We start from the raw sequence: 18,514 nt of genomic DNA on the forward strand, positions 1-18,514 counted from the left end.
GCCAACATGACGTTGGCTTTTTATTAGTTAACAAGTTCAGCTGACACGATATCGTTGAGCATCAAAAAGTGGTTAAGTACAGACTCTTCAAGTTCGAATACCTGCGCGATTTTTTCGCCACTTGCTGACATCCCCGTTTGCGCACCTGCAAACTCGATATGTAGCCCTAAACGCTTCAGGGTTTGAGCGTCGTAGCTATAAATAGCAGAATCACGTTTCTCGGTAATACCTGGCATCATCCCTATGATAGTAACCGCTTGTTCAACATTAATGATATCGAAGAATTGTCGCTCTGCAGTTTGCCATTTAGCTATATAGCTAGCGACCTCGGGCGGCTGCTCCATGGGCACGTATAATGGCTGTAATGAGCCGCCATGCCAGCCAATAACGGCTTGTGCTTCAACGAGGACATGTGGACTTGCAGTAACGACATAATTGGCGCAGGAGGATGCACAAAGCTCACGCACTACAACATTGAGTTGATATTCATGAACTAAGCCTCCGAAATGGAGACCTGCCATCACATCACCACCTTGGCTGTTAATAATTAAGGTGTTGATTTGTTGATCGCTATTTACTAATAATTGTTCAAACTTTTCAACATTTTGCTTTGATGTTTCGCCCTGAAAATAAATAGTGCCCGGCGATACTTCACTAATTTCAGCAACGCTTTGCTGTGTTGTTTTACAACCAACCAGCAGCACGCTCAATAATAATAAAAAACGCATTAACAATGCCTTGAAGTTTTGTTTGTATACAGTGCGCAATTTAATAATATGTCATTAACGAACTGCAAAAATGGCATAGTACGTTTTTTTACTTGAGAAATAAATCCACATAATAGGAACAATTGTATGAATATTGGAATTTACATCTATGATGATGCCGAAGTGCTCGATTTCTCAGGTCCGTTTGAGGTGTTTAGTACGGCTAAGCGCCTAGCGAATAATGACTGGCAAGTGAGTTTAATTGCCAAAAGTGATAGTCCTGTTCTTGCCCGCGGCGGTTATAGTGTAAACCCCCATTACAGCTTTGCTGACTGCCCTTTGCTTGATCTGCTTGTTGTGGTTGGGGGTGACCATACACGAGAGCTAGAAAAAGCAGAGGTTATTACTTGGTTAAAACACACAGTCACTAACACCAAGCGTGTTGCGAGTGTTTGTACGGGGGCGTTTTTGCTTGCTAAAACTGGGCTTTTAAGCGGTAAAAATGTCACGACTCATTGGCAAGATCAACCTGAGCTGGCTGCTATGTTTTCTGATCTCAACGTGATTGCAGATACTCGTTGGGTCACCGACGGTAAGTTTACCAGCTCTGGGGGAATTTCTGCAGGCATTGATATGAGCCTAGCGTTAGTCGCTGAATTTATTAGTTACGAACACGCCCTACTAACTGCTAAACAGATGGAATATAAATGGCAGACGTTATAATTTCTCAGCAATGTAGTCGGTTATAAACTGTTTTAAACATACAGCCTTTTTACTCAGTAAACGTGCGCTTGGCCAGATAGCATAAATGTCGCGATTTTCCCCTCGCCAGTGTGGCAGTACTTGAACTAACTGCTGAGATTTTAATTCATCTATAACCTCAAACCGAGGTAACAAAGCGATACCTTGCTCATCACAAACTAAGTATTTTACAAACCCGGTATCGTTAAAAGTAGTAGCAAATCGGCACATGTGAGTATAAGTTGCATTCGTTTGTGTATTGGTTAGCTGCCACTTATTTCGCAACGTGGTACCAATTAACCTATGTTGTTTTAAATCAGCAGGCTCTTCTATGGCAGATGCCGAATTAAGGTATGCTTTAGTGCTTACAAATAAGGTATCAACACTGCCTAACTTTTTCTGATGGAGCATAGAATCAGCCTGCGGCCCGACTCTTATTGCTATATCAGCTTGGCTTTTACTGAGATCTTCAAGTTGATTATTAAGCAGTAACTCAAGTTGAATATCAGGGTACTGTTTAGTAAATGCGAGCCACATCGGCTTTAAGAAGCCATGACTAATATTCAGAGGTGCTAAAACTTTAAGCTTTCCTGATAATTGTGCTTTTTGATCATTGAGCTGGCGGTGAGTTTGTTCAAACTGCTCAATTAATTCAACATAACTTTGAAAATATACCTCTCCTGCTTGTGTTAACGTGCATTGCCTTGCTGAGCGATTTAAAAGCTGCTCGCCTAGGCGTTGCTCAAGCCGTTGCAAGCGCCTCGATACTGTTGCGGTAGGCAACGACAAGCTCTCAGCCGCATTACTTAGGCCGCCTTGTTTAACAATCTGTATGAATAGGGCAATATCGTCAATCATGTTCTCATTTATGCAATCATAGTTTGTTTATCTTGCTATTTTTAGCATTTTTGCAATTAGATATCATGTCTTTTATTAAATCATTTAAGAGCATCTAATTATGAGTGTTAATGATATTTATGTGATAACTTTTGTAGGCATAGCGGCGACTTTGTTCATTGATCTTTATGCTTTTCTGCTGGCTAAAGTGTTTAAGATACCGTCATTAAACTTTTGTTTAGTTGGCCGTTGGGGCTTGGGTTTATTGGCTGGAAAGTTTATGCACCAGAATATAACAAGCAGCCCTGCTAAGCATTTTGAGTGCGTCTTTGGCTGGTGTTTACACTACTTTATTGGTGTTTTATTTTCGTTTCTATTTATATTACTGGTCGGTCTTGCTTGGCTTGAACAGCCCACCTTAATTGCTGCATGTATATTTGGATTAGCTAGTGTATCTATGCCATTTTTTGTTATGCAGCCCGCTTTAGGGATGGGGATAATGGCTACGAAAACAGCAAACCCACTTCAAGCCCGCTTAAAAAGTACTGTAACTCACCTACTTTTTGGTGTCGGAATATATTTATCAGCTCAATTCATTCAATTTATTTAGGAGTATGTAATGGACGCAAAGCATTGGTATCAACGTTGGGAAAATAACGAAATTGGTTTTCATGAAGGAGACGTTAACCGTTATCTAGATCAGTTTTTTACTAACTTAAATTTGCAGCAAGGCGATACTGTTTTTGTACCACTTTGCGGAAAAACTCACGACATTCATTATTTGCTAGCGCAAGGTATGCGTGTTGTTGGGGCAGAACTTAGTGAGATAGCCATTAAGCAGTTATTTGATGAGTTAAAGCTAGAACCCGAAATTAGCCAACACGGCGAACTATTACGTTACCAAGGCGTAAATCTAACCGTTTGGGTAGGTGATATTTTTGCACTTACCGCGAATGAACTTGGCACTATCAACGCAGTTTATGACCGTGCCGCTTTAGTTGCGCTACCAAAGCCAGTGCGCATTCGCTATACCCAGCATTTACTTGAATTAACTAATAGAGCTAAACAGTTAGTGGTGGTCTTTGAGTATCAGCAAAGTGAGTTTTCGGGTCCGCCGTTTAGTGTGGTCGCCGATGAACTACATCAGCACTACGATGCTTTTTATCAACTAACATTGCTGTGCAAAGAGCCTCTCGAAGGTGGCTTAAAAGGGCAAGTCCCAGCTATGAACGTAGCTTGGCAGTTAAGTTAGTACCTACAAACTGGTGGTGTGTAAATTCACACCCTAGTTGTGCATTTTTGTGGCTGGTTATTGTATCTCTGTGCGTGCACTATAGTGATTACTGTATTTAAGGAGCACATTTATGCAAAAGCCACGCGTTTTATTTGTTTCACATGGCGGCGGTCCTATGCCATTACTAGGCGATCCAAGTCATGCCGATATGGTTACTTGTTTACAGTCTATTGCTGCAAAAATTCAAAAGCCGTCAGCTATTTTGATGGTGAGTGCGCACTGGGAAGCGAACCCAATTAGCATCACTTCGAGCGCTGCTCCTGAGCTAATTTATGATTACTATGGTTTTCCTGACCCTGCTTACAGTATTGAGTACCCAAGCCCTGGCGAACCAGCCCTTGCCGAAAAAGTACATCAAGCATTGGCAAAGGCTAATATCGATAGCACATTAAACCCATCTCGTGGCTTTGATCACGGTATGTATGTGCCTTTGAAGATTATGTATCCAGAAGCAGATATACCTTGTGTGCAATTGTCGTTACATCCAAGCCTTGAGCCAAACTTACACCTAGCGATAGGTGAGGCTTTACAACAGCTTGATTACGATAATTTATTGATCATTGGTTCTGGCTTTACTTTTCATAATATGCGCGCATTTTTCACCCCTGAAACAGCTGAAATTAAAGCGCAAAATATGGCTTTTGAGCAATGGTTAGTCGATGTCTGTGGCAATACTGAGCTGAGTGAACAGCAGCGACAAGCTAAGTTATTAGAATGGCAAATGGCCCCTGCGGCGCGTTTTAGCCATCCTCGTGAAGAGCACTTATTGCCGTTACATGTTTGCTATGGTGCGGCGATGCGCCCTTGTAGTGATATCTACGAACTACGTATTGCCAATAAGCAAGCCAGTATGTTCTTGTGGGACGATTGAGTTTAAGTTCAACCCCCCAGATAACACGATAAAGGCTCAGATTTTATTCATCTAATTTGGTACGCTAGGTAAGTTAAAACCTAGGAACAACAAAATGAACTTAATTAAAACATCAACCCTTGCGTTTGCTGTGGTTGCGGGTTTAGGTTTGCAGGCATGCTCAAGTACAGAGCAAGCGAGCACCCCATCAGCAACAGTGAACGCAACGGCTAATCCGCTCTCGCTTGAACAAATTTATAAAGAAAAAGACTTTAAAGCTGAGCGTAGCACCTATTTTACATGGCTCGATGATGGTACTGGTTATACGGTACTTGAAGAGCGCGAAAGCGATAAAAACAACCAAGACGACAAAGCTAAAGACGATGAGCACGGCGTAAAAGGCAATGATATTGTGTTTTATAACGCCGATGGAACGGGTCGTAAGGTACTTGTTAGCTACGAAAAATTAATTCCCAAAGGTGATAAAGAGCCACTCACCGTTGAAAGCTATCAATGGTCTAAAGATGGTAAATGGCTGATGGTTTTTACCAATGGCGAGCAAGTGTGGCGCTCACGTAGCCGTGGTGATTTTTGGCTATTAAACCTCGAAACTGATTCGCTGTATCAGTTAGGTGGCGAAAACATCGAAGCGAAAAAGCTAATGTTTGCTAAGTTCTCACCAGATAGCTCAAAAGTAGCTTACGTGCGTGATAACAACATCTACATGGAAAAAGTGGGTAGCAAGGCTGTGACTGCCTTAACCACTGATGGTAACGACACCATTGTTAATGGTAATTTTGACTGGGTATACGAAGAAGAATTTACTATTCGTGATGGTTTCCGCTGGAGTCCAGACAACAAATCAATTGCCTATTGGCAGCTTGATACCAGTGGCGTGAAATACTTCACCATGATCAATAACACCGATGATCTCTACCCTACCCTTAAAGAGTTCCCGTATCCAAAAGCCGGCGAGATGAACTCTGCGGTTAAAGTGGGAGTGGTTAGTCTTAACGACAAGAAAACCCGTTGGGCTGAACTAGGTGGCGATAATCGCGATCGTTATATTCCACGTATTAGCTGGGCAGGCACTGGTGAATCTTTGATGATCCAAGATCTTAACCGCCCGCAAAGCCACAATAAGGTTTGGTTATTCGACTGGCAAAAACAACAGCTGACTAAAATTCTTGAAGATAAAGACGATGCCTTTATTGAATGGTTTTATAAAGCAAACTGGTCAAAAGACGGTAAGTTCTTTATTTGGCACAGTGAGCGTGATGGCTGGCGCCATTTGTACCGTGTATCTCGCGATGGTAAAACGATAGTCGATTTAACATCGGGCGATTACGACATCATTGATATGTTAGCGCTCAACGAAGATAAAAACGTTATGTACTTTACTGCATCACCGGATGATCCAGGCCAGCGATATTTATTCCGTACCTCGCTTGATGGCAGCTCTAAACCGGTGCGCGTAACGCCAGCGTCATTTGATGGTTCAAACAGTTATTACATGTCTAAAGATACCTCTTGGGCAATGCATACTTTCTCTAAATTTGGCACCCCACCAATGAAAGAGATCATTAAAGTAAGCGATCACAGCAATGTGAAAACCTTAGTTGAGAACAAAGCATTAAAAGAGAAATTAGCGACTGAGCAATTACCGACTCACGAGTTCTTTACGGTTAATGCGCGCGATGGTGTTGAGCTTGATGGCTACATCATGTTCCCAGCGAATATGGATAAAAGTAAAAAATACCCAATCGTTTTCTATGTTTACGGTGAGCCGTGGGGCTCAACAGTACAAGATCGCTGGGAAGGTAACAGTTACTTATACAAGTCGTATCTAACTCAGCAAGGCTTTATTGTTGCCTCAGTTGATAACCGCGGCACACGCGCACCAAAAGGCAGAGATTGGCGTAAGTCTATCTACAAAAAAATAGGCTCTATTACTGTGCGTGACCAAGTTGACGCCCTTGATGCAATGGCAAAACGTTGGGATGTCATTGATACCGACCGTGTTGGTGTATGGGGTCACTCAGGTGGTGGTAGTTCAACGCTTAATTTGTTATTCCGCCATGGTGATAAATATAAAGTTGGGATTGCCTCAGCCCCTGTGCCTGATATTCGCTTGTACGATACTATCTACCAAGAGCGCTATGCTGGTAACCCAAATACCGATCCTGAAAGTTACGACAACACTTCTCCGATCACCTTTGCAAAAGACCTGCAAGGTAAGTTGCTACTGATCCACGGTACAGGAGATGATAACGTTCACTACCAAGGCTCAGAGCGCTTAATTAACGAATTAGTTAAGCACAATAAACAGTTCGAGTTTTTCTCTTACCCGAACCGTTCTCACAGCCTACGAGAAGGTAAAGGCACTACCCTGCACTATCACACTATGATGGCTAACTTCTTCGAAAAGCATTTACTTAACAAGTAAATATGCTCTATAAAAAATACCGCAGCTTAGAGGTTAAGCTGCGGTTTTTTTATGCAAACTGTAAACCCCCGTTACACAAGATAGCGATTAGATGAAAGCTATCAAATGTTTAAAGTAAATTATCAGTGCTAGCAATGGTAGTTACGAGCTATTGGATTATCTAATGAATATCCTGTATTACAGTCAAGTCGGTGAAAGGAGTTAACTAATACTCTGTTACAATTGTCTTATTAACTAATTTTTGTAATTGAAGTAGTGTCATTAAGTTATTGATTAAGGCTATAAAATGGCATTACTAAAATTTAGATTTCAGTATTTAGCTTGGTTTATTACATTTGTTTTGCTAGCTACAGGCTTGTATTTCGCGGTGAAATACCAACAGCATTATAGCTCACGCTTTATTGATGTAGATATCAAGTCCAATGCGCTTTCAGAAATGCGCAGAGTTTTCATTCGCTTGCCCAAAAACTACAACCCTAACAAAGCTTATCCGCTCATAATTAAAACTGACGGCAACTTTAACCTTGATACTTGGGATGACGCTTTAAGTATTCTTGAAAGCACTGATGATATGCATGAGGTTATTCTAGTGTCCATCCCGAACCTGTTTTGGCATGACACGCGAAATCGTGATTTAGTGCCACCTTACGCCCGTAAGGATGTGGCGATAGAAGCGCGCCCAATTAACCAAAATCAACGAGAAATATTTGGTAAAGCTGATGTGTTTTTAAAGTTTATTGAAACAGAGCTAATACCCTATTTAGAGGGAACATACTGTATTAGCGGACTGCGCACGCTAACAGGTTTTTCAGCGGGAGGTAGCTTTGTGTTATATACCATGGTTACTAAACCAGAGTTATTTAATGCATACTTTGCTTTTAGCCAAGCGGCTTGGTATGACGATAATGTTGTTGTAAAACAGTTCAGTAAAAACTTACCTAATACAGTAGGCAACACTCACTATTTTTATGTCACATTAGGTGGTGATGAGAATCCAATCATAACCGGTGCATTCAATGGTTTAGTGAATGCTCTTCAAAAGCATGCACCAAACGACCTTATCTGGCAGCACCACATCAACAAAGGTGCTGACCATGAACAAAACGCAAAACAATCCGTTCGCAGTGCGCTAGATGGGGCTTTTAATCATTTTGATATGGCTCAGTAATGACGAAAAACAAAGCTACAAATAGGCGTTAAACCAATTAACTAACTCTGTTTCTAGCTGCTTTTTATGGTTCATTAAAAACTTTATAATTTAAATGATGTTTACTTTTACATTTTTAAGTTAGTAACCGCTCAAGCCATTCAATCACAGCGTTATGTGCTGATGTTTCGAAGCGAGATTTTTCGGGAATGTAGTAACACAGTTTTGATTCAACTTCTTGGTTATTAAACGATGTTAGTAACCCTGCATCTAGGTAAGGTTGTACTAAGGTTTTTGAGCAAAACACTACACCTTTATTGGCGAGCACCTGATTTATACCAAACAGCTCTTGATCGAATGTTTTTACCTTGAAACATGAATCACTTAGATTATTTACTTTTAGCCACTGCGTTAGAGGTGGGGCTGGTAGGGCATTATTTTTCCATTGGCTGGTGTATAATGTAACATGTTTATCAAGCCAAGGGGCGCTTTGTTGTGTGTTTGCCGCAAACATATCAAAGCTCTCATATTTGATGATATCTTCTTTGTTTACTTCCTCACTATTTCCTAGCCGAACAGGCAAGGTATGCAGTTGCTTATCTAAAGTTTCACTGGTTGATATATCGAGCTGTAAATGTGGTTTTTCGCTATTTAGCTCATCTAAAGCGGGTATTAACCTTAGGGCTGCTAGAGACGATGTTGTGGTGATGCGTACTTGATTATTTGCTTGGCTCAATTGTTCAATTGCCGTAAAAATAAGTTTAAAGCCGCTAGTTGTGTTTTGACTCAGGTACTCGCCTGATGGAGTTAAGGTAATCTTTCTCACTTCGCGATGAAATAAACCTGTATTCAAGCGGCTTTCTAGATTTGCAATGTGGTGCGATACCGCTGTAGGCGTAATCGCAAGCTCAGCCGCGGCTGCTTTAAAGCTACCTAATCGCGCAGCTGATTCAAAGGCTTTTAAAGCTTGTAATGATATATGCATATTTGAACCCACCTAAATTTATAGATGAGTATAACTTACTTATAGTGAATAATAACTCGTTTGTTAAATAGCCTTCATTTATTGATGATACCAACACATTAACTAATGAGGTATTTACTTATGAGCACTCTATTACACATTGATGCTAGTGTACGTTCGGCTAAAAATGCAAACCCTAACCACGACTCAATCTCTAAAAATATTGCTAAGAAATTTGTAAATCACTTACAGCAAAATAATGCTATAGCTGAGTATATTTATCGTGACGTTGGAATGAATCCACCTTCATTTATTAATCAATCTTGGGTTGGTGCTGTGTTTACGCCTGCCAATAAGTTAACGCTAGAGCAAAAAGAAGTACTGGCCGAATCAGATGAATTGATAAATGAGTTGGTTAAGGCTGATACCATCGTGATATCAACGCCTATGTATAACTATGGCATGCCTGCACAATTAAAAGCATGGTTTGATCAAATCGTTAGGATCAATAAAACGTTTGATTTTGACTTGCAGCGGGGAGATTTCCCTTTGCAACCCTTGTTAACTGGTAAACGTTTGCTGGTTATAACCTCAACGGGTGAGTTTGGCTTTGAGGCAGGTGGTATACGCGAGAGTATGAGCCATTTAGTGCCGCACATTAAAACCTTGAGTAAGTATTTAGGTGCTGAGCACATTGATGAAATAGCCTGTGAGTATCAATAATTTAACGACCAAAGACACCAACGCTCTTTGACTAATGCCTATGCTAAAGCAGAGCAATTAGCGCTGAGATACGCCAATTAATATACACAACAAAGCCGCAACAAGCGGCTTATTTTATAATGGGGCTTTACACTAAAAAATGGGTTTAGTGTTATTCAACCGAAATGAATACCTCAACTTCGTCACTGTTTTTATAAAACTCATAGTCAGTTTTATATGCTCGAATGTGCGGGCACTGTTCATTACTAAAGTACTGCCAAACTTGACCCCAAACATCGATAACGGTTTGTGGCATTGCCCCTTTGCCGCTAAAGCGAAGGTAGTTACCTGTGGCGAGTGTCGTTTGTTCTATCTCTGATGACGTGACTTGCAGATCAGTACACGCAAACACATCAAACTCCCCTGTGACATCAGATTCATAATGAGTGTACACGCCATAAACTTGGCTCGATGGGGTTAATTTGGGCGCTATGTCTGTATAAAACTGCTGCCATAAGCCAGCGATTTTGGCACCTTCACCACTCATTTCATTCATATTACAGGTGCGAACTTTGAGGCCAAATAAGATCGTAGGGTTGTCTATATTGATTTTCGTTACTTGCTGATCCATTGCATTTATCCTTGTTAGTTTGTTCCCGGTAAAATACCAGAGCATGTGTACTTTAACCTAGCCTTTTTAATTATTTATTTTAAAAAGACTATATTTTGTCAACGGCCTTTACAGCTTAAAAAACAGTCATGGCATCCTTATCTGCATCAGGTTAAGATGGGTAAAATAACAACAAAATCAGCGGGTGTTTAATGAATAAAATCAATGCGCTTATCTACTTTTTAGCCTTTAGTAGTGGCTTTTGTATTATGGGAATTGAGCTGTTAGGCGGGCGAATTTTAGCGCCATATTTTGGTAGTAGTGTGCATATATGGGGCAGTATTATCACCGTCTTTATGTTGAGCTTATCTATCGGCTATTTACTTGGCGGCAAGCTCTCTACTCGCAATCCTTCGTTAACTAAATATGGACTCATTTTCTTTGTAGCAAGCATTATGGTGGTGCCAATTGTATTGTTTGCTGAGCCAATTATGACCTTTATTTTCACCCATATTGAAGACAGTCGCTACGGCTCGTTATTGGCATCAACGGCGTTGTTTTTTATTCCTACAACAATACTCGGCATGATCTCACCTTACTCAGTGCGATTATTGGTTACCGATCATGAAAAAAGTGGCCAGGTTGCCGGTGGTTTGTATTTTGTGAGCACCCTAGGAAGCGCCCTTGGCACGATTATTACCTCTTTTTATATGGTGCTAGCGTTTGATGTTAACGACATCATTAAAACCTTTGCAGCGGTATTAGGCGCGCTTGGTTTACTTGCAATTGTTGTTAGTCAAATTAAAACAAAGGAGCGTGCTGTATGTTTAGAATCTTAATGCTTTGTTTGATCATGACCCTGCCCTTTAGCAGTTTGGCAGAAGTAATCCATAAAGAGCGCTCGCTTTATCGCAATATTTTAGTGGAGAAGTCTGGCGATTTACTGTGCTTAAAATTCAACGAAAAAACACGTAAAAGTACGCAAAGCTGTATGTATGAGAGTAAGCCTAAAAAGCTGGTGTTTAATTACACCAAAATGACGTTCGCAAGCTTACTATTTATTAATGATCCTCAAAATGTACTGATCATAGGTTTAGGGGGAGGTTCACTCTCTAATACCATTCATGAGCTTTACCCTAGCGCTCATATCGAAAATGTCGAAATTGATCCTGCGGTGATAAAAGTTGCCCGCGATTATTTTAACTTTATAGAAACCGATAACGTGACGTCAAAAGTGCAAGATGGCCGTATTTTCATTAAGCGCGCCGCACTTAAAAAACAAAAGTACGATTGGATTATTCTTGATGCATTTAATGGCGATTATATCCCTGAGCACCTCCTCACTAAGGAATTTTTTGCGGAAGTAAAAAGTGTTTTGGCTGATGGCGGAATTGTCGCTGCAAATACTTTTTCATCGAGTAAGTTGTACCAGCATGAGTCGGCAACTTACTTCGATGTGTTTGGTGACTTTGTGAATGTTGTGACTGATGAAAACTCTAATCGTATTATTTTAGCAGGCTTCGAGACTATGCCTAGCCAGAAGCAGTTAATTGAGCGCGTCAACAAGCTAGCAAATAAGTTAATCCCTTACGACGTTGATTTGCAGTTACTCAGCGAGCATTTGTTTTATACTAAAGGTAATCAAGATTGGCCAGCGGATACCAAGGTGCTCACTGATCAATATTCACCAGCGAACTTGTTAAATTATCAATGATCAAATACGCCTTAATTGCATTTCTTTTCATTACGAGCTCTGCTGCTAAGGCAGAGCGTCTTTCGAGCCCTCCTTTAGCTGCCAGCCAGCAGCAATTGTCTAAACTACTGAATCAATACAAAGGGCAAGTCGTGTTACTCGATTTCTGGGCGTCTTGGTGCAGCCCGTGTCGACGGTCGTTTCCTTGGTTTATAGCCATGCAGAGCAAGTATCAACAGCAAGGGCTTAAAGTGATTGCTGTAAACATTGATGTTGAGCGTAGTGATGCCGATGCTTTTTTAACTGAGTTTGCAGTGAACTTTAATATTATTTACGACCCAGACGCTGTTATTGGCAAGCAATATCAACTCAAAGGGATGCCGAGCAGCTTTTTAATTGATAAGGAAGGCATAGTACGGTTCCAACACACAGGATTTGTTGCTGATAAATTAGACCTCTATGAAAGTCATATCAAAGAGTTAATCGCTAAATAGTGTTATCTAGCAGATAACTTTTGCAGTTGTTCGCTTTTATCGAACAAAGCTATCTATTTAATTAATTGCACTAATATTTACTTAGCATGCTAACTACATTAAAATACTTAGCATGCTAAGTAAATGGAGCGCATCATGTCTTCCACTCCCCCTTTTCACGAAACTCTTGATTTAACATTATGCGGCAGTATGGGCCGTGTGCATCGTTTATGTCGCGATGCTGTCACTTTGGCGGTTGAGCCTTTGGGTCTTACCCAATCTCGCTGGACCGCGATGATGCACCTGTTTCATTTAAACCAAGGTTGTACGCAACAAGAGTTAGCAAATAGCTTAGGCATTGAAATGCCTTCACTCACTCGTACGATTAAGCAGCTTGAGCAACAAGAGATTATTGCTCGCAAAGCTGACGCTGAAGATAAACGCAGTAAACGTCTGTACTTTACTGAGCAAGGTCTACAATTGTTAGACACATTGCAGGTGATTATTGCTGATGTGAAACAGCATCTTTATGCCGACTTAACCACTGAGCAACTCGATACCATGGCGCATGGTTTAATTCAGATGGAACAGAATGCTCGCCAGTGTATCCGCCATTATTCAGGAGATAAGTAACGTTATGACACCAGATCAAAAGTTTGCCCGTTACGTAAAAATCTCTTTAGCGGGTTTTATTGTTTTATTTTTATATTTTGTGATTGCCGATTTGTATATGCCTGTTACACCGCAGGCCCGTGTGTATCATCCGGTTGTGCAAGTGACCCCGCAGGTAAGTGGTCGCGTGACTGACGTACTTGTCACCAATAATCAAGCCGTCGAAAAACAGCAAGCCTTGTTTAAGATTAACGACGAGCCTTTTGAGCTTGCCGTGCAACAAGCTGAACTTGCATATGATGATGCAAAACTACAAAACCAACGTTTAGATAGCAGTGTGAAGGCAATAGAAGCACAGTTAGCGGCTGCTCAAGCTAAGCTACATGAACAAACGTTGCTGTTTGAACGCGGTGAGTCGCTATTGAAAAAGCGTTCTATCTCAGAGCAAGAGTACGAAACAATCAATGCGAACTATCAATCAAGCAAAGCAAATGTGGCTGCAATTGAAGCCCAGCTTAGCGAGGCTAAATTAGCGCGCGGTAAAATTGGGGATGACAATTTAGCGCTTCGTCATGCTCAAAACCAGCTTGAACAAGCGAAGCTAAACCTGTCGTACACCACAGTGACAGCTGATACCGACGGTAAAACTGCAAACTTACAAGTAACACCGGGTACGTATGCTAATAAAGGCCAACCGCTAATGGCGATTGTTGCTAATAAGGCTGATTTGGTTGCTGATTTTCGTGAAAAGTCGTTAGTTCACGTGCAAATTGGAAGTACTGCAAAAGTCAGCTTTGATGCGCTACCGGGCAAAGTGTTTACAGGCAAAATTATTAGTTTTGAAGCCGGTGTGAGTGATGGTCAGCTTAACGCGAACGGTTTACTCAGTGCGACTGAAAGCAGCAACCGTTGGGTACGAGATGCACAGCGTCAACGTATCCATATTCAACTAGATGAGCACCAGATGCTGGCTAAATTTCCAAGTGGTGCGCGTGCAACTGTACAACTTCTGCCTGACTCTAGCATCGGTAGCTGGTTTGCAAGTATGCAAATTCGCTTCATTAGTGTTCTGCACTTCATTTACTAAGGCTGGGTGAGTTATGTCAGTATTGCAACTCGATGGTAACGGCTTACGCCAAGCGCTACGCATTGCTACGGGCTCAGCACTAGGGTTTACACTGGCAAAATTGATGAACTGGCCTAATGGCATCTTTTTTACTGTTTACCCTATGCTATTGCTCGGTTTAGTGCCTGTGCTTAACATGCATATTATTCGTCAGTTTTATGCAGGCGCGGTGTTCAGTGCGCTGTTCGTATTGGTTGTACAAGGTTTGTTTTCACACCTGCCTGTTGTTATGACAATGATGTGCTTTATCGCTTTTGCCTTTTTATTCTATCAAATGAGCCGTGGTGCTAACTTTTTATTTGGCGCCACAACCGTGGTGAGTTTGTCGATTCAATTGCATTTTTCGACCTACACCGGCGGTGGTGTGAGTATTTATCCGTTGATCATTAGTAACGCTGTTGCCGTTGTGGTCACAGTGGTGTTCTCGATGCTAATGCATGGTTTATTTCCTGATGTAGCACCACGCCAAGGTCGGGTAATGCCAGAAAAAGCAAAAGAAAGTGTGCGTCATGAAGTATTACTTTGCTCAACTGTAGCTACCTTGTCATTCGTTGTTTTTCAGGTCTTTGATTTACAAGATTCAATCTCTGCTCAAGCGGCCTCGGTACTGATATTGTTTTCGTTGTGCTGGAAAGCGGCAGGTATGGCGGCATGGCAACGTGCTATAGGCACCTTAATTGGTTGTAACTTAGCGTTAGTGGCACAGTTATTTTTGTATAACCATACCGATATTTTAATATTTCCTGCGTTAATTCTGTGGATTTTGACCTTTATCTTTAGTCGTTATCACATAATTGGTGGCGGTATTCCGGGTGTTGGTTTTGGTATTATTACCACATTTGGTATTTTGTTTGGCCAGTCATTAGGGCCGGGGCAAGATCTAGTTTACAGCGCGCTGTATCGTTTTTCGTCGGTATCTGTGGCAATACTATTGAGCTTGTGTGCGGTGTATATAATGCATCACATCTTAAATCGCTTTGAAATGACAAGGCATCACACGTTTGCGTAAAGATTAAAAAAGGGAGTTAATCAGAACTCCCTTTTTTATTGTTATTTGATTCGAAAATGGTCGGTAAAGACTTTAATAAATCATCTTGTTTTTTTACGACACTCTGTACGCAGGTTTTTGAGGCGACATCTGCAACCCAAGCGCCCCATTGTGAACTACCTGGTTCTTCACCTGGAGTTGCCCACCATCTGGCTTTATAAAGAATTTCGTTGTAACAGGTTTCACTACCTTGCGGATACGCGTTACCGGCTTGCCATGAATCTACAGCAAAACTCGACATAGGCAAAGCTGACAGCGTTATCATTGCTGCAGCAACAATGCGTGATTTCTGGCCCATACGCGGCTCCTTCATTAATGGTGAGATTGTATGACTATTATAGACGCGGCAGGATTAACCATCAATTAACTTTGTTAACAAGTTACACTTCTTTACAGTTCTGCTTATTTTTGACACGATTTTCTGATGTGAAAGTTAGAATTTTACATTTTTTCTTAATACTTTTGTTTGTCCTCTTTTCGTTTTAGAGTCCATGCGTTTTCTCTGAGAGCTTTTGCTTGGTTTTGTCGCTCTTCGCGCCTTTTGTACTTGAGTGGCATTAAGAATTAATTCTTTCAAACGATTAAGCGCATCCTCTTTGTTCATCTCTTGCGTGCGATGACTTTGCGACTTAATAACAATAACGCCCTCTTTGGTAATTCGAGAATCATTCAAATTAAGTAAACGTTGCTTGTAAAAGTCAGGTAACTTTGAGCGTTTAATATCAAAGCGAAGGTGAATAGCTGTGGCCACTTTGTTGACATTCTGCCCGCCCGCGCCTTGCGAGCGGATCGCACTAAAGTCGAGTTCCCATTCATCAATTGTGACGGTATTAGAAATAATTAACATCAGGTTCAGTTAGCTATGGTAAAAAAGGTATTGTAACATTTGTAATTGGCTAAACATAATAGCTCGACTATTTGCGCCGGTTGCTAACCATTTTGAAAGAAAGGAGATCACGATGAAAGCACTACTTATTTCTATGAGTCTACTTGCGATGAGTTTTTCTAGCTTCGCAGAAGATATTTCTGAAAATCAGCTACAGCGTTACATTAAAGCCTTACCTGCAGTTGTTAATTGGTCACAAAGCCAATCTGAGTTAGATAATGTAAACCTTGGTGGTATGCTAGGTAGTTCTGATGGTGTTGATAGTTCGGCAGTGATGTCTGCATTAGGTCACATCAAAGAGCATGAGTTTTATACTGAGTTTGCAGCCCTTACCAAACAATATGGTTTCACACCAGAGCAGTTAGTCACGGTTGGCTCAGAAGTATCAATGGCGTATTTAGAAAATCTTAAAGCGGGTATGTCTGAAGAGAACAAGCAGCGTGTAAACCAAGCAATGAGTGGTTTACAAAGCCTTACAGCATCATCATCTGATGCGGGTACTCGCTCAATGGCTGGTGCTTTAGAAGGTATTAAAGCAAGTACTGCAACAGCAGATGTTAGCGAAAGTAACGTTAACTTAGTTAAGCAGTATATGCCGCAGTTAAAAGAATTGTTCGCAATGTTGCAGTAACTGCAAAACGAAAAGAAAGCGGCGAGGTAGCCGCTTTTTTTATGCTTACTCGAATACCACAGCGTTTTTTAGATGCAGCTTTTGTTCTTCAGTTGGTAAAAATCCAGTTTGTACAAACTCGCTAAGGCTTGGATGACGTTCAAAGTATAAAATATCAAGGGCGAAACGATTCATGCCGTACAAGCCCCGATGGATCATGTTTGCCGAAAATATCAGTAAGTCACCTTTTTTGAGTGCCACACTTTTACCACGAACGAGTGAGTCACTATTTCGAGCGCCCTGCTGTTCTAATCTAACTGTTAACTCTTCATCTGAATCCCAGTTTTTATGACTACCCGGTATTAGTTCTATTCCTGGTTCATCTTCAAAAGCAACGCGGCAATGTAGTACTTCAGGGCCGTTAAGAGCTACTTTTTGCGCATCAAGCTCTAAGTGATACTGCATATCTCGATGCCAATAGTTAGCTTGTTTGGGATTGTATGGGTTAAAGAATAGTTGAGTATTCATAAACTGAGGACCAGCAACAATACCTTTAACCTGTTTCAATAGTGTGTTGGCGCTGACAAACTTAAAAAGAGTAAACTTTTCCTCAGCACTTAAACATGCAGCGCCAGTCAAACCTGAGCTATTAATACCTCTAGATTGATAAAAAGATTGGTTTTCTTGCAACCAATGTTGATGAAATTTATCGATAATTGGCCTTACTTTACTAAGCTCACTCTCTGTGTAAAGCCCCTTTACATGGTAGTAGCCGTTTTCAGCAAAAAAATTATTTTCCATTTTTTACCTTGCTAAAATTGCACGCATTTTACTATTAAGCTCAGGCAATACTTGTTGCTCAAACCACGGATTTTTCTTTAGCCAGATATTATTGCGAGGGCTTGGGTGAGGAAGTGGCAAGTAATTTGGCCAATATTCACGCCACGATTTTACTAACTCAGTTAAGGGCAGCTGCTTAGTGTGGGGTAAATGATATGCCTGCGCGTATTTACCTAAGATAATGGTGAGCTCAATATTATTTAGTTGCGCTAAGAGCTTTTCACGCCATGCAATCGCGCACTCTTTTCTTGGCGGTAAATCACCTGATTTTCCTTTGCCCGGGTAACAAAAGCCCATCGGCAAGATAGCAAAATTGTGGTCATCGTAAAACTCATCACTCGTAACACCAAGCCAAGAGCGAAGCCTTTGCCCGCTTGCATCATTAAAAGGTTTGCCACTTTCATGCACTTTAATCCCCGGCGCTTGACCGGCAATTAAAATACGAGCCTGTGGATTAAACTGAATAACGGGCCGCGCTCCGAGTGGTAAATGAGGTTCGCAGATCACGCATTTACTAACTTGTTCTAATAATGATTGAGTACTCATGAGTTAGTAAAAATATGATCTATGCTTGTTTTGACCAAACTGCTAACTCGTTACCACTTGGCTCTATGAAGTGAAACCGACAGCCTCCAGGAAAATCAAACAAGGGTTTAATAATTGTTCCACCATGTTTTTCTACCTGCGCTTGCGTCTCTTTAATATTATTTGAATAAAGCACCAGTAGCGCGCCGCCATTATTGGTTAAGCTAGCTAATGGGGCTTGATAAAACCCGCCATCAAGCCCCGCAGATTCAGCGCTAAAGGCCGTGTATTCAGGGCCATAGTCGGTAAATTGCCATTTAAAAACCTGATGAAAAAATGCTTTTGTTGCGGCTAAATCTTTAGCAGCAAATTCAACATAATTTAGGCTATGGTGGTTCGACAT

Annotated in this window: 22 protein-coding genes and 1 pseudogene; 14 read left to right on the forward strand and 9 right to left on the reverse strand. The window is 41.1% G+C overall.

Features of this window, described 5'->3' with window-relative positions; translation table 11 throughout:
* Nucleotides 1–23: 23 nt before the first annotated feature.
* Nucleotides 24–728 carry a hypothetical protein gene (locus L1266_RS09470; protein WP_166338178.1) on the reverse strand — a complete coding sequence of 235 codons (705 nt, stop codon included), beginning with the start codon at nucleotides 726–728 and terminating at the stop codon, nucleotides 24–26.
* Between the two features lie 126 nt (nucleotides 729–854).
* Between L1266_RS09470 and L1266_RS09475 the strand changes: the two genes are divergently transcribed.
* On the forward strand, nucleotides 855–1,430 hold the full coding sequence (locus L1266_RS09475) for a DJ-1/PfpI family protein (RefSeq protein ID WP_166338180.1): 576 nt from the start codon (nucleotides 855–857) through the stop codon (nucleotides 1,428–1,430).
* Here L1266_RS09475 and L1266_RS09480 read toward each other — a convergent pair.
* Nucleotides 1,425–2,306, reverse strand: a complete 882-nt coding sequence (locus L1266_RS09480) for a LysR family transcriptional regulator (RefSeq protein ID WP_235377409.1) — start codon at nucleotides 2,304–2,306, stop codon at nucleotides 1,425–1,427. The genes L1266_RS09475 and L1266_RS09480 overlap by 6 nt on opposite strands.
* A 100-nt stretch (nucleotides 2,307–2,406) precedes the next feature.
* Here L1266_RS09480 and L1266_RS09485 point away from each other — a divergent pair, with 100 nt between their 5' ends.
* The 5 genes from L1266_RS09485 to L1266_RS09505 all read left to right on the forward strand — a co-directional run bounded on the left by L1266_RS09485 (nucleotide 2,407) and on the right by L1266_RS09505 (nucleotide 8,043).
* Nucleotides 2,407–2,895 carry a DUF2938 domain-containing protein gene (locus tag L1266_RS09485; protein WP_235377410.1) on the forward strand — a complete coding sequence of 163 codons (489 nt, stop codon included), beginning with the start codon at nucleotides 2,407–2,409 and terminating at the stop codon, nucleotides 2,893–2,895.
* Nucleotides 2,896–2,904: 9 nt separating this feature from the next.
* Complete coding sequence (gene tmpT, locus L1266_RS09490; protein ID WP_235377411.1) at nucleotides 2,905–3,537, forward strand: thiopurine S-methyltransferase; 633 nt, start codon at nucleotides 2,905–2,907, stop codon at nucleotides 3,535–3,537.
* A 112-nt stretch (nucleotides 3,538–3,649) separates the two neighbouring features.
* The gene (locus tag L1266_RS09495; protein WP_187489704.1) at nucleotides 3,650–4,450 is read left to right on the forward strand and encodes a DODA-type extradiol aromatic ring-opening family dioxygenase; all 801 of its coding nucleotides are present in this window, start codon (nucleotides 3,650–3,652) and stop codon (nucleotides 4,448–4,450) included.
* A 94-nt stretch (nucleotides 4,451–4,544) separates the two neighbouring features.
* Entirely contained in the window at nucleotides 4,545–6,875 is a 2,331-nt protein-coding gene (locus L1266_RS09500; RefSeq protein ID WP_235377412.1) for a S9 family peptidase, read from the forward strand.
* Between the two features lie 286 nt (nucleotides 6,876–7,161).
* Nucleotides 7,162–8,043: an alpha/beta hydrolase gene (locus L1266_RS09505; protein WP_235377413.1), complete on the forward strand. Its 882-nt coding sequence runs from the start codon at nucleotides 7,162–7,164 to the stop codon at nucleotides 8,041–8,043.
* Between the two features lie 115 nt (nucleotides 8,044–8,158).
* On the opposite strand, the gene L1266_RS09510 is transcribed toward L1266_RS09505, so the two are convergent.
* Nucleotides 8,159–9,007 carry a LysR family transcriptional regulator gene (locus tag L1266_RS09510; protein WP_235377414.1) on the reverse strand — a complete coding sequence of 283 codons (849 nt, stop codon included), beginning with the start codon at nucleotides 9,005–9,007 and terminating at the stop codon, nucleotides 8,159–8,161.
* 120 nt (nucleotides 9,008–9,127) lie between these two features.
* Here L1266_RS09510 and L1266_RS09515 point away from each other — a divergent pair.
* Nucleotides 9,128–9,790: pseudogene (locus L1266_RS09515) on the forward strand (FMN-dependent NADH-azoreductase).
* A gap of 70 nt (nucleotides 9,791–9,860) precedes the next feature.
* On the opposite strand, the gene L1266_RS09520 reads toward L1266_RS09515, so the two are convergent.
* Nucleotides 9,861–10,319: a GyrI-like domain-containing protein gene (locus L1266_RS09520; RefSeq protein ID WP_138599761.1), complete on the reverse strand. Its 459-nt coding sequence runs from the start codon at nucleotides 10,317–10,319 to the stop codon at nucleotides 9,861–9,863.
* A gap of 191 nt (nucleotides 10,320–10,510) precedes the next feature.
* Between L1266_RS09520 and L1266_RS09525 the strand changes: the two genes are divergently transcribed.
* The 6 genes from L1266_RS09525 to L1266_RS09550 all read left to right on the forward strand — a co-directional run bounded on the left by L1266_RS09525 (nucleotide 10,511) and on the right by L1266_RS09550 (nucleotide 15,211).
* Nucleotides 10,511–11,137: a fused MFS/spermidine synthase gene (locus L1266_RS09525; protein WP_054553353.1), complete on the forward strand. Its 627-nt coding sequence runs from the start codon at nucleotides 10,511–10,513 to the stop codon at nucleotides 11,135–11,137.
* Nucleotides 11,122–12,012 (forward strand): spermidine synthase, encoded by an 891-nt coding sequence (locus L1266_RS09530; protein ID WP_235377415.1) that lies wholly within the window; start codon nucleotides 11,122–11,124, stop codon nucleotides 12,010–12,012. The genes L1266_RS09525 and L1266_RS09530 overlap by 16 nt, the downstream gene beginning before the upstream one ends.
* Entirely contained in the window at nucleotides 12,009–12,485 is a 477-nt protein-coding gene (locus L1266_RS09535; protein ID WP_082389267.1) for a TlpA disulfide reductase family protein, read from the forward strand. Before L1266_RS09530 ends, L1266_RS09535 begins: the two co-directional genes overlap by 4 nt.
* A 135-nt stretch (nucleotides 12,486–12,620) precedes the next feature.
* Nucleotides 12,621–13,097, forward strand: a complete 477-nt coding sequence (locus L1266_RS09540; RefSeq protein ID WP_054553355.1) for a MarR family winged helix-turn-helix transcriptional regulator — start codon at nucleotides 12,621–12,623, stop codon at nucleotides 13,095–13,097.
* 4 nt (nucleotides 13,098–13,101) lie between these two features.
* On the forward strand, nucleotides 13,102–14,163 hold the full coding sequence (locus tag L1266_RS09545; protein ID WP_235377416.1) for an HlyD family secretion protein: 1,062 nt from the start codon (nucleotides 13,102–13,104) through the stop codon (nucleotides 14,161–14,163).
* A 13-nt stretch (nucleotides 14,164–14,176) separates the two neighbouring features.
* A complete protein-coding gene (locus L1266_RS09550; protein ID WP_235377417.1) occupies nucleotides 14,177–15,211 on the forward strand; it encodes a DUF2955 domain-containing protein in 1,035 nt (344 codons plus the stop codon).
* Nucleotides 15,212–15,227: 16 nt separating this feature from the next.
* On the opposite strand, the gene L1266_RS09555 is transcribed toward L1266_RS09550, so the two are convergent.
* Together L1266_RS09555 and arfB are read right to left on the reverse strand one after the other, a co-directional pair.
* The gene (locus L1266_RS09555; protein WP_138617196.1) at nucleotides 15,228–15,548 is read right to left on the reverse strand and encodes a hypothetical protein; all 321 of its coding nucleotides are present in this window, start codon (nucleotides 15,546–15,548) and stop codon (nucleotides 15,228–15,230) included.
* 135 nt (nucleotides 15,549–15,683) lie between these two features.
* Entirely contained in the window at nucleotides 15,684–16,097 is a 414-nt protein-coding gene (gene arfB / locus L1266_RS09560) for an alternative ribosome rescue aminoacyl-tRNA hydrolase ArfB (RefSeq protein ID WP_138617194.1), read from the reverse strand.
* Between the two features lie 112 nt (nucleotides 16,098–16,209).
* On the opposite strand from arfB, the gene L1266_RS09565 reads away from it, so the two are divergent.
* Nucleotides 16,210–16,767, forward strand: coding sequence for a short-chain dehydrogenase (locus L1266_RS09565; RefSeq protein WP_235377418.1), 558 nt, complete (start codon nucleotides 16,210–16,212; stop codon nucleotides 16,765–16,767).
* Nucleotides 16,768–16,812: 45 nt separating this feature from the next.
* Here the strand turns inward: L1266_RS09565 and L1266_RS09570 are convergent, their stop codons facing one another.
* From L1266_RS09570 to L1266_RS09580, 3 genes are read right to left on the reverse strand one after another with little or no spacing between them, the layout of a single operon-like run.
* Nucleotides 16,813–17,547: a phytanoyl-CoA dioxygenase family protein gene (locus L1266_RS09570; RefSeq protein WP_235377419.1), complete on the reverse strand. Its 735-nt coding sequence runs from the start codon at nucleotides 17,545–17,547 to the stop codon at nucleotides 16,813–16,815.
* A gap of 3 nt (nucleotides 17,548–17,550) precedes the next feature.
* Complete coding sequence (locus L1266_RS09575; protein WP_235377420.1) at nucleotides 17,551–18,132, reverse strand: uracil-DNA glycosylase family protein; 582 nt, start codon at nucleotides 18,130–18,132, stop codon at nucleotides 17,551–17,553.
* 19 nt (nucleotides 18,133–18,151) lie between these two features.
* Nucleotides 18,152–18,514: a VOC family protein gene (locus L1266_RS09580; RefSeq protein WP_138617186.1), complete on the reverse strand. Its 363-nt coding sequence runs from the start codon at nucleotides 18,512–18,514 to the stop codon at nucleotides 18,152–18,154.

Source organism: Pseudoalteromonas sp. Cn5-37 (genome assembly GCF_021532495.1).
GTDB lineage: Bacteria > Pseudomonadota > Gammaproteobacteria > Enterobacterales > Alteromonadaceae > Pseudoalteromonas > Pseudoalteromonas simplex.

Coding starts and splice junctions, on each gene's coding strand:
- L1266_RS09505 (WP_235377413.1), top strand. CDS start 7,162: ATGGCATTACTAAAATTTAGATTTCAGTATTTAGCTTGGTTTATTACA.
- L1266_RS09495 (WP_187489704.1), top strand. CDS start 3,650: ATGCAAAAGCCACGCGTTTTATTTGTTTCACATGGCGGCGGTCCTATG.
- L1266_RS09555 (WP_138617196.1), bottom strand. CDS start 15,548: ATGGGCCAGAAATCACGCATTGTTGCTGCAGCAATGATAACGCTGTCA.
- arfB (WP_138617194.1), bottom strand. CDS start 16,097: ATGTTAATTATTTCTAATACCGTCACAATTGATGAATGGGAACTCGAC.
- L1266_RS09510 (WP_235377414.1), bottom strand. CDS start 9,007: ATGCATATATCATTACAAGCTTTAAAAGCCTTTGAATCAGCTGCGCGA.
- L1266_RS09470 (WP_166338178.1), bottom strand. CDS start 728: ATGCGTTTTTTATTATTATTGAGCGTGCTGCTGGTTGGTTGTAAAACA.
- L1266_RS09525 (WP_054553353.1), top strand. CDS start 10,511: ATGAATAAAATCAATGCGCTTATCTACTTTTTAGCCTTTAGTAGTGGC.
- tmpT (WP_235377411.1), top strand. CDS start 2,905: ATGGACGCAAAGCATTGGTATCAACGTTGGGAAAATAACGAAATTGGT.
- L1266_RS09500 (WP_235377412.1), top strand. CDS start 4,545: ATGAACTTAATTAAAACATCAACCCTTGCGTTTGCTGTGGTTGCGGGT.
- L1266_RS09565 (WP_235377418.1), top strand. CDS start 16,210: ATGAAAGCACTACTTATTTCTATGAGTCTACTTGCGATGAGTTTTTCT.
- L1266_RS09570 (WP_235377419.1), bottom strand. CDS start 17,547: ATGGAAAATAATTTTTTTGCTGAAAACGGCTACTACCATGTAAAGGGG.
- L1266_RS09475 (WP_166338180.1), top strand. CDS start 855: ATGAATATTGGAATTTACATCTATGATGATGCCGAAGTGCTCGATTTC.
- L1266_RS09485 (WP_235377410.1), top strand. CDS start 2,407: ATGAGTGTTAATGATATTTATGTGATAACTTTTGTAGGCATAGCGGCG.
- L1266_RS09540 (WP_054553355.1), top strand. CDS start 12,621: ATGTCTTCCACTCCCCCTTTTCACGAAACTCTTGATTTAACATTATGC.
- L1266_RS09535 (WP_082389267.1), top strand. CDS start 12,009: ATGATCAAATACGCCTTAATTGCATTTCTTTTCATTACGAGCTCTGCT.
- L1266_RS09520 (WP_138599761.1), bottom strand. CDS start 10,319: ATGGATCAGCAAGTAACGAAAATCAATATAGACAACCCTACGATCTTA.
- L1266_RS09580 (WP_138617186.1), bottom strand. CDS start 18,514: ATGTCGAACCACCATAGCCTAAATTATGTTGAATTTGCTGCTAAAGAT.
- L1266_RS09545 (WP_235377416.1), top strand. CDS start 13,102: ATGACACCAGATCAAAAGTTTGCCCGTTACGTAAAAATCTCTTTAGCG.
- L1266_RS09550 (WP_235377417.1), top strand. CDS start 14,177: ATGTCAGTATTGCAACTCGATGGTAACGGCTTACGCCAAGCGCTACGC.
- L1266_RS09575 (WP_235377420.1), bottom strand. CDS start 18,132: ATGAGTACTCAATCATTATTAGAACAAGTTAGTAAATGCGTGATCTGC.
- L1266_RS09530 (WP_235377415.1), top strand. CDS start 11,122: ATGTTTAGAATCTTAATGCTTTGTTTGATCATGACCCTGCCCTTTAGC.
- L1266_RS09480 (WP_235377409.1), bottom strand. CDS start 2,306: ATGATTGACGATATTGCCCTATTCATACAGATTGTTAAACAAGGCGGC.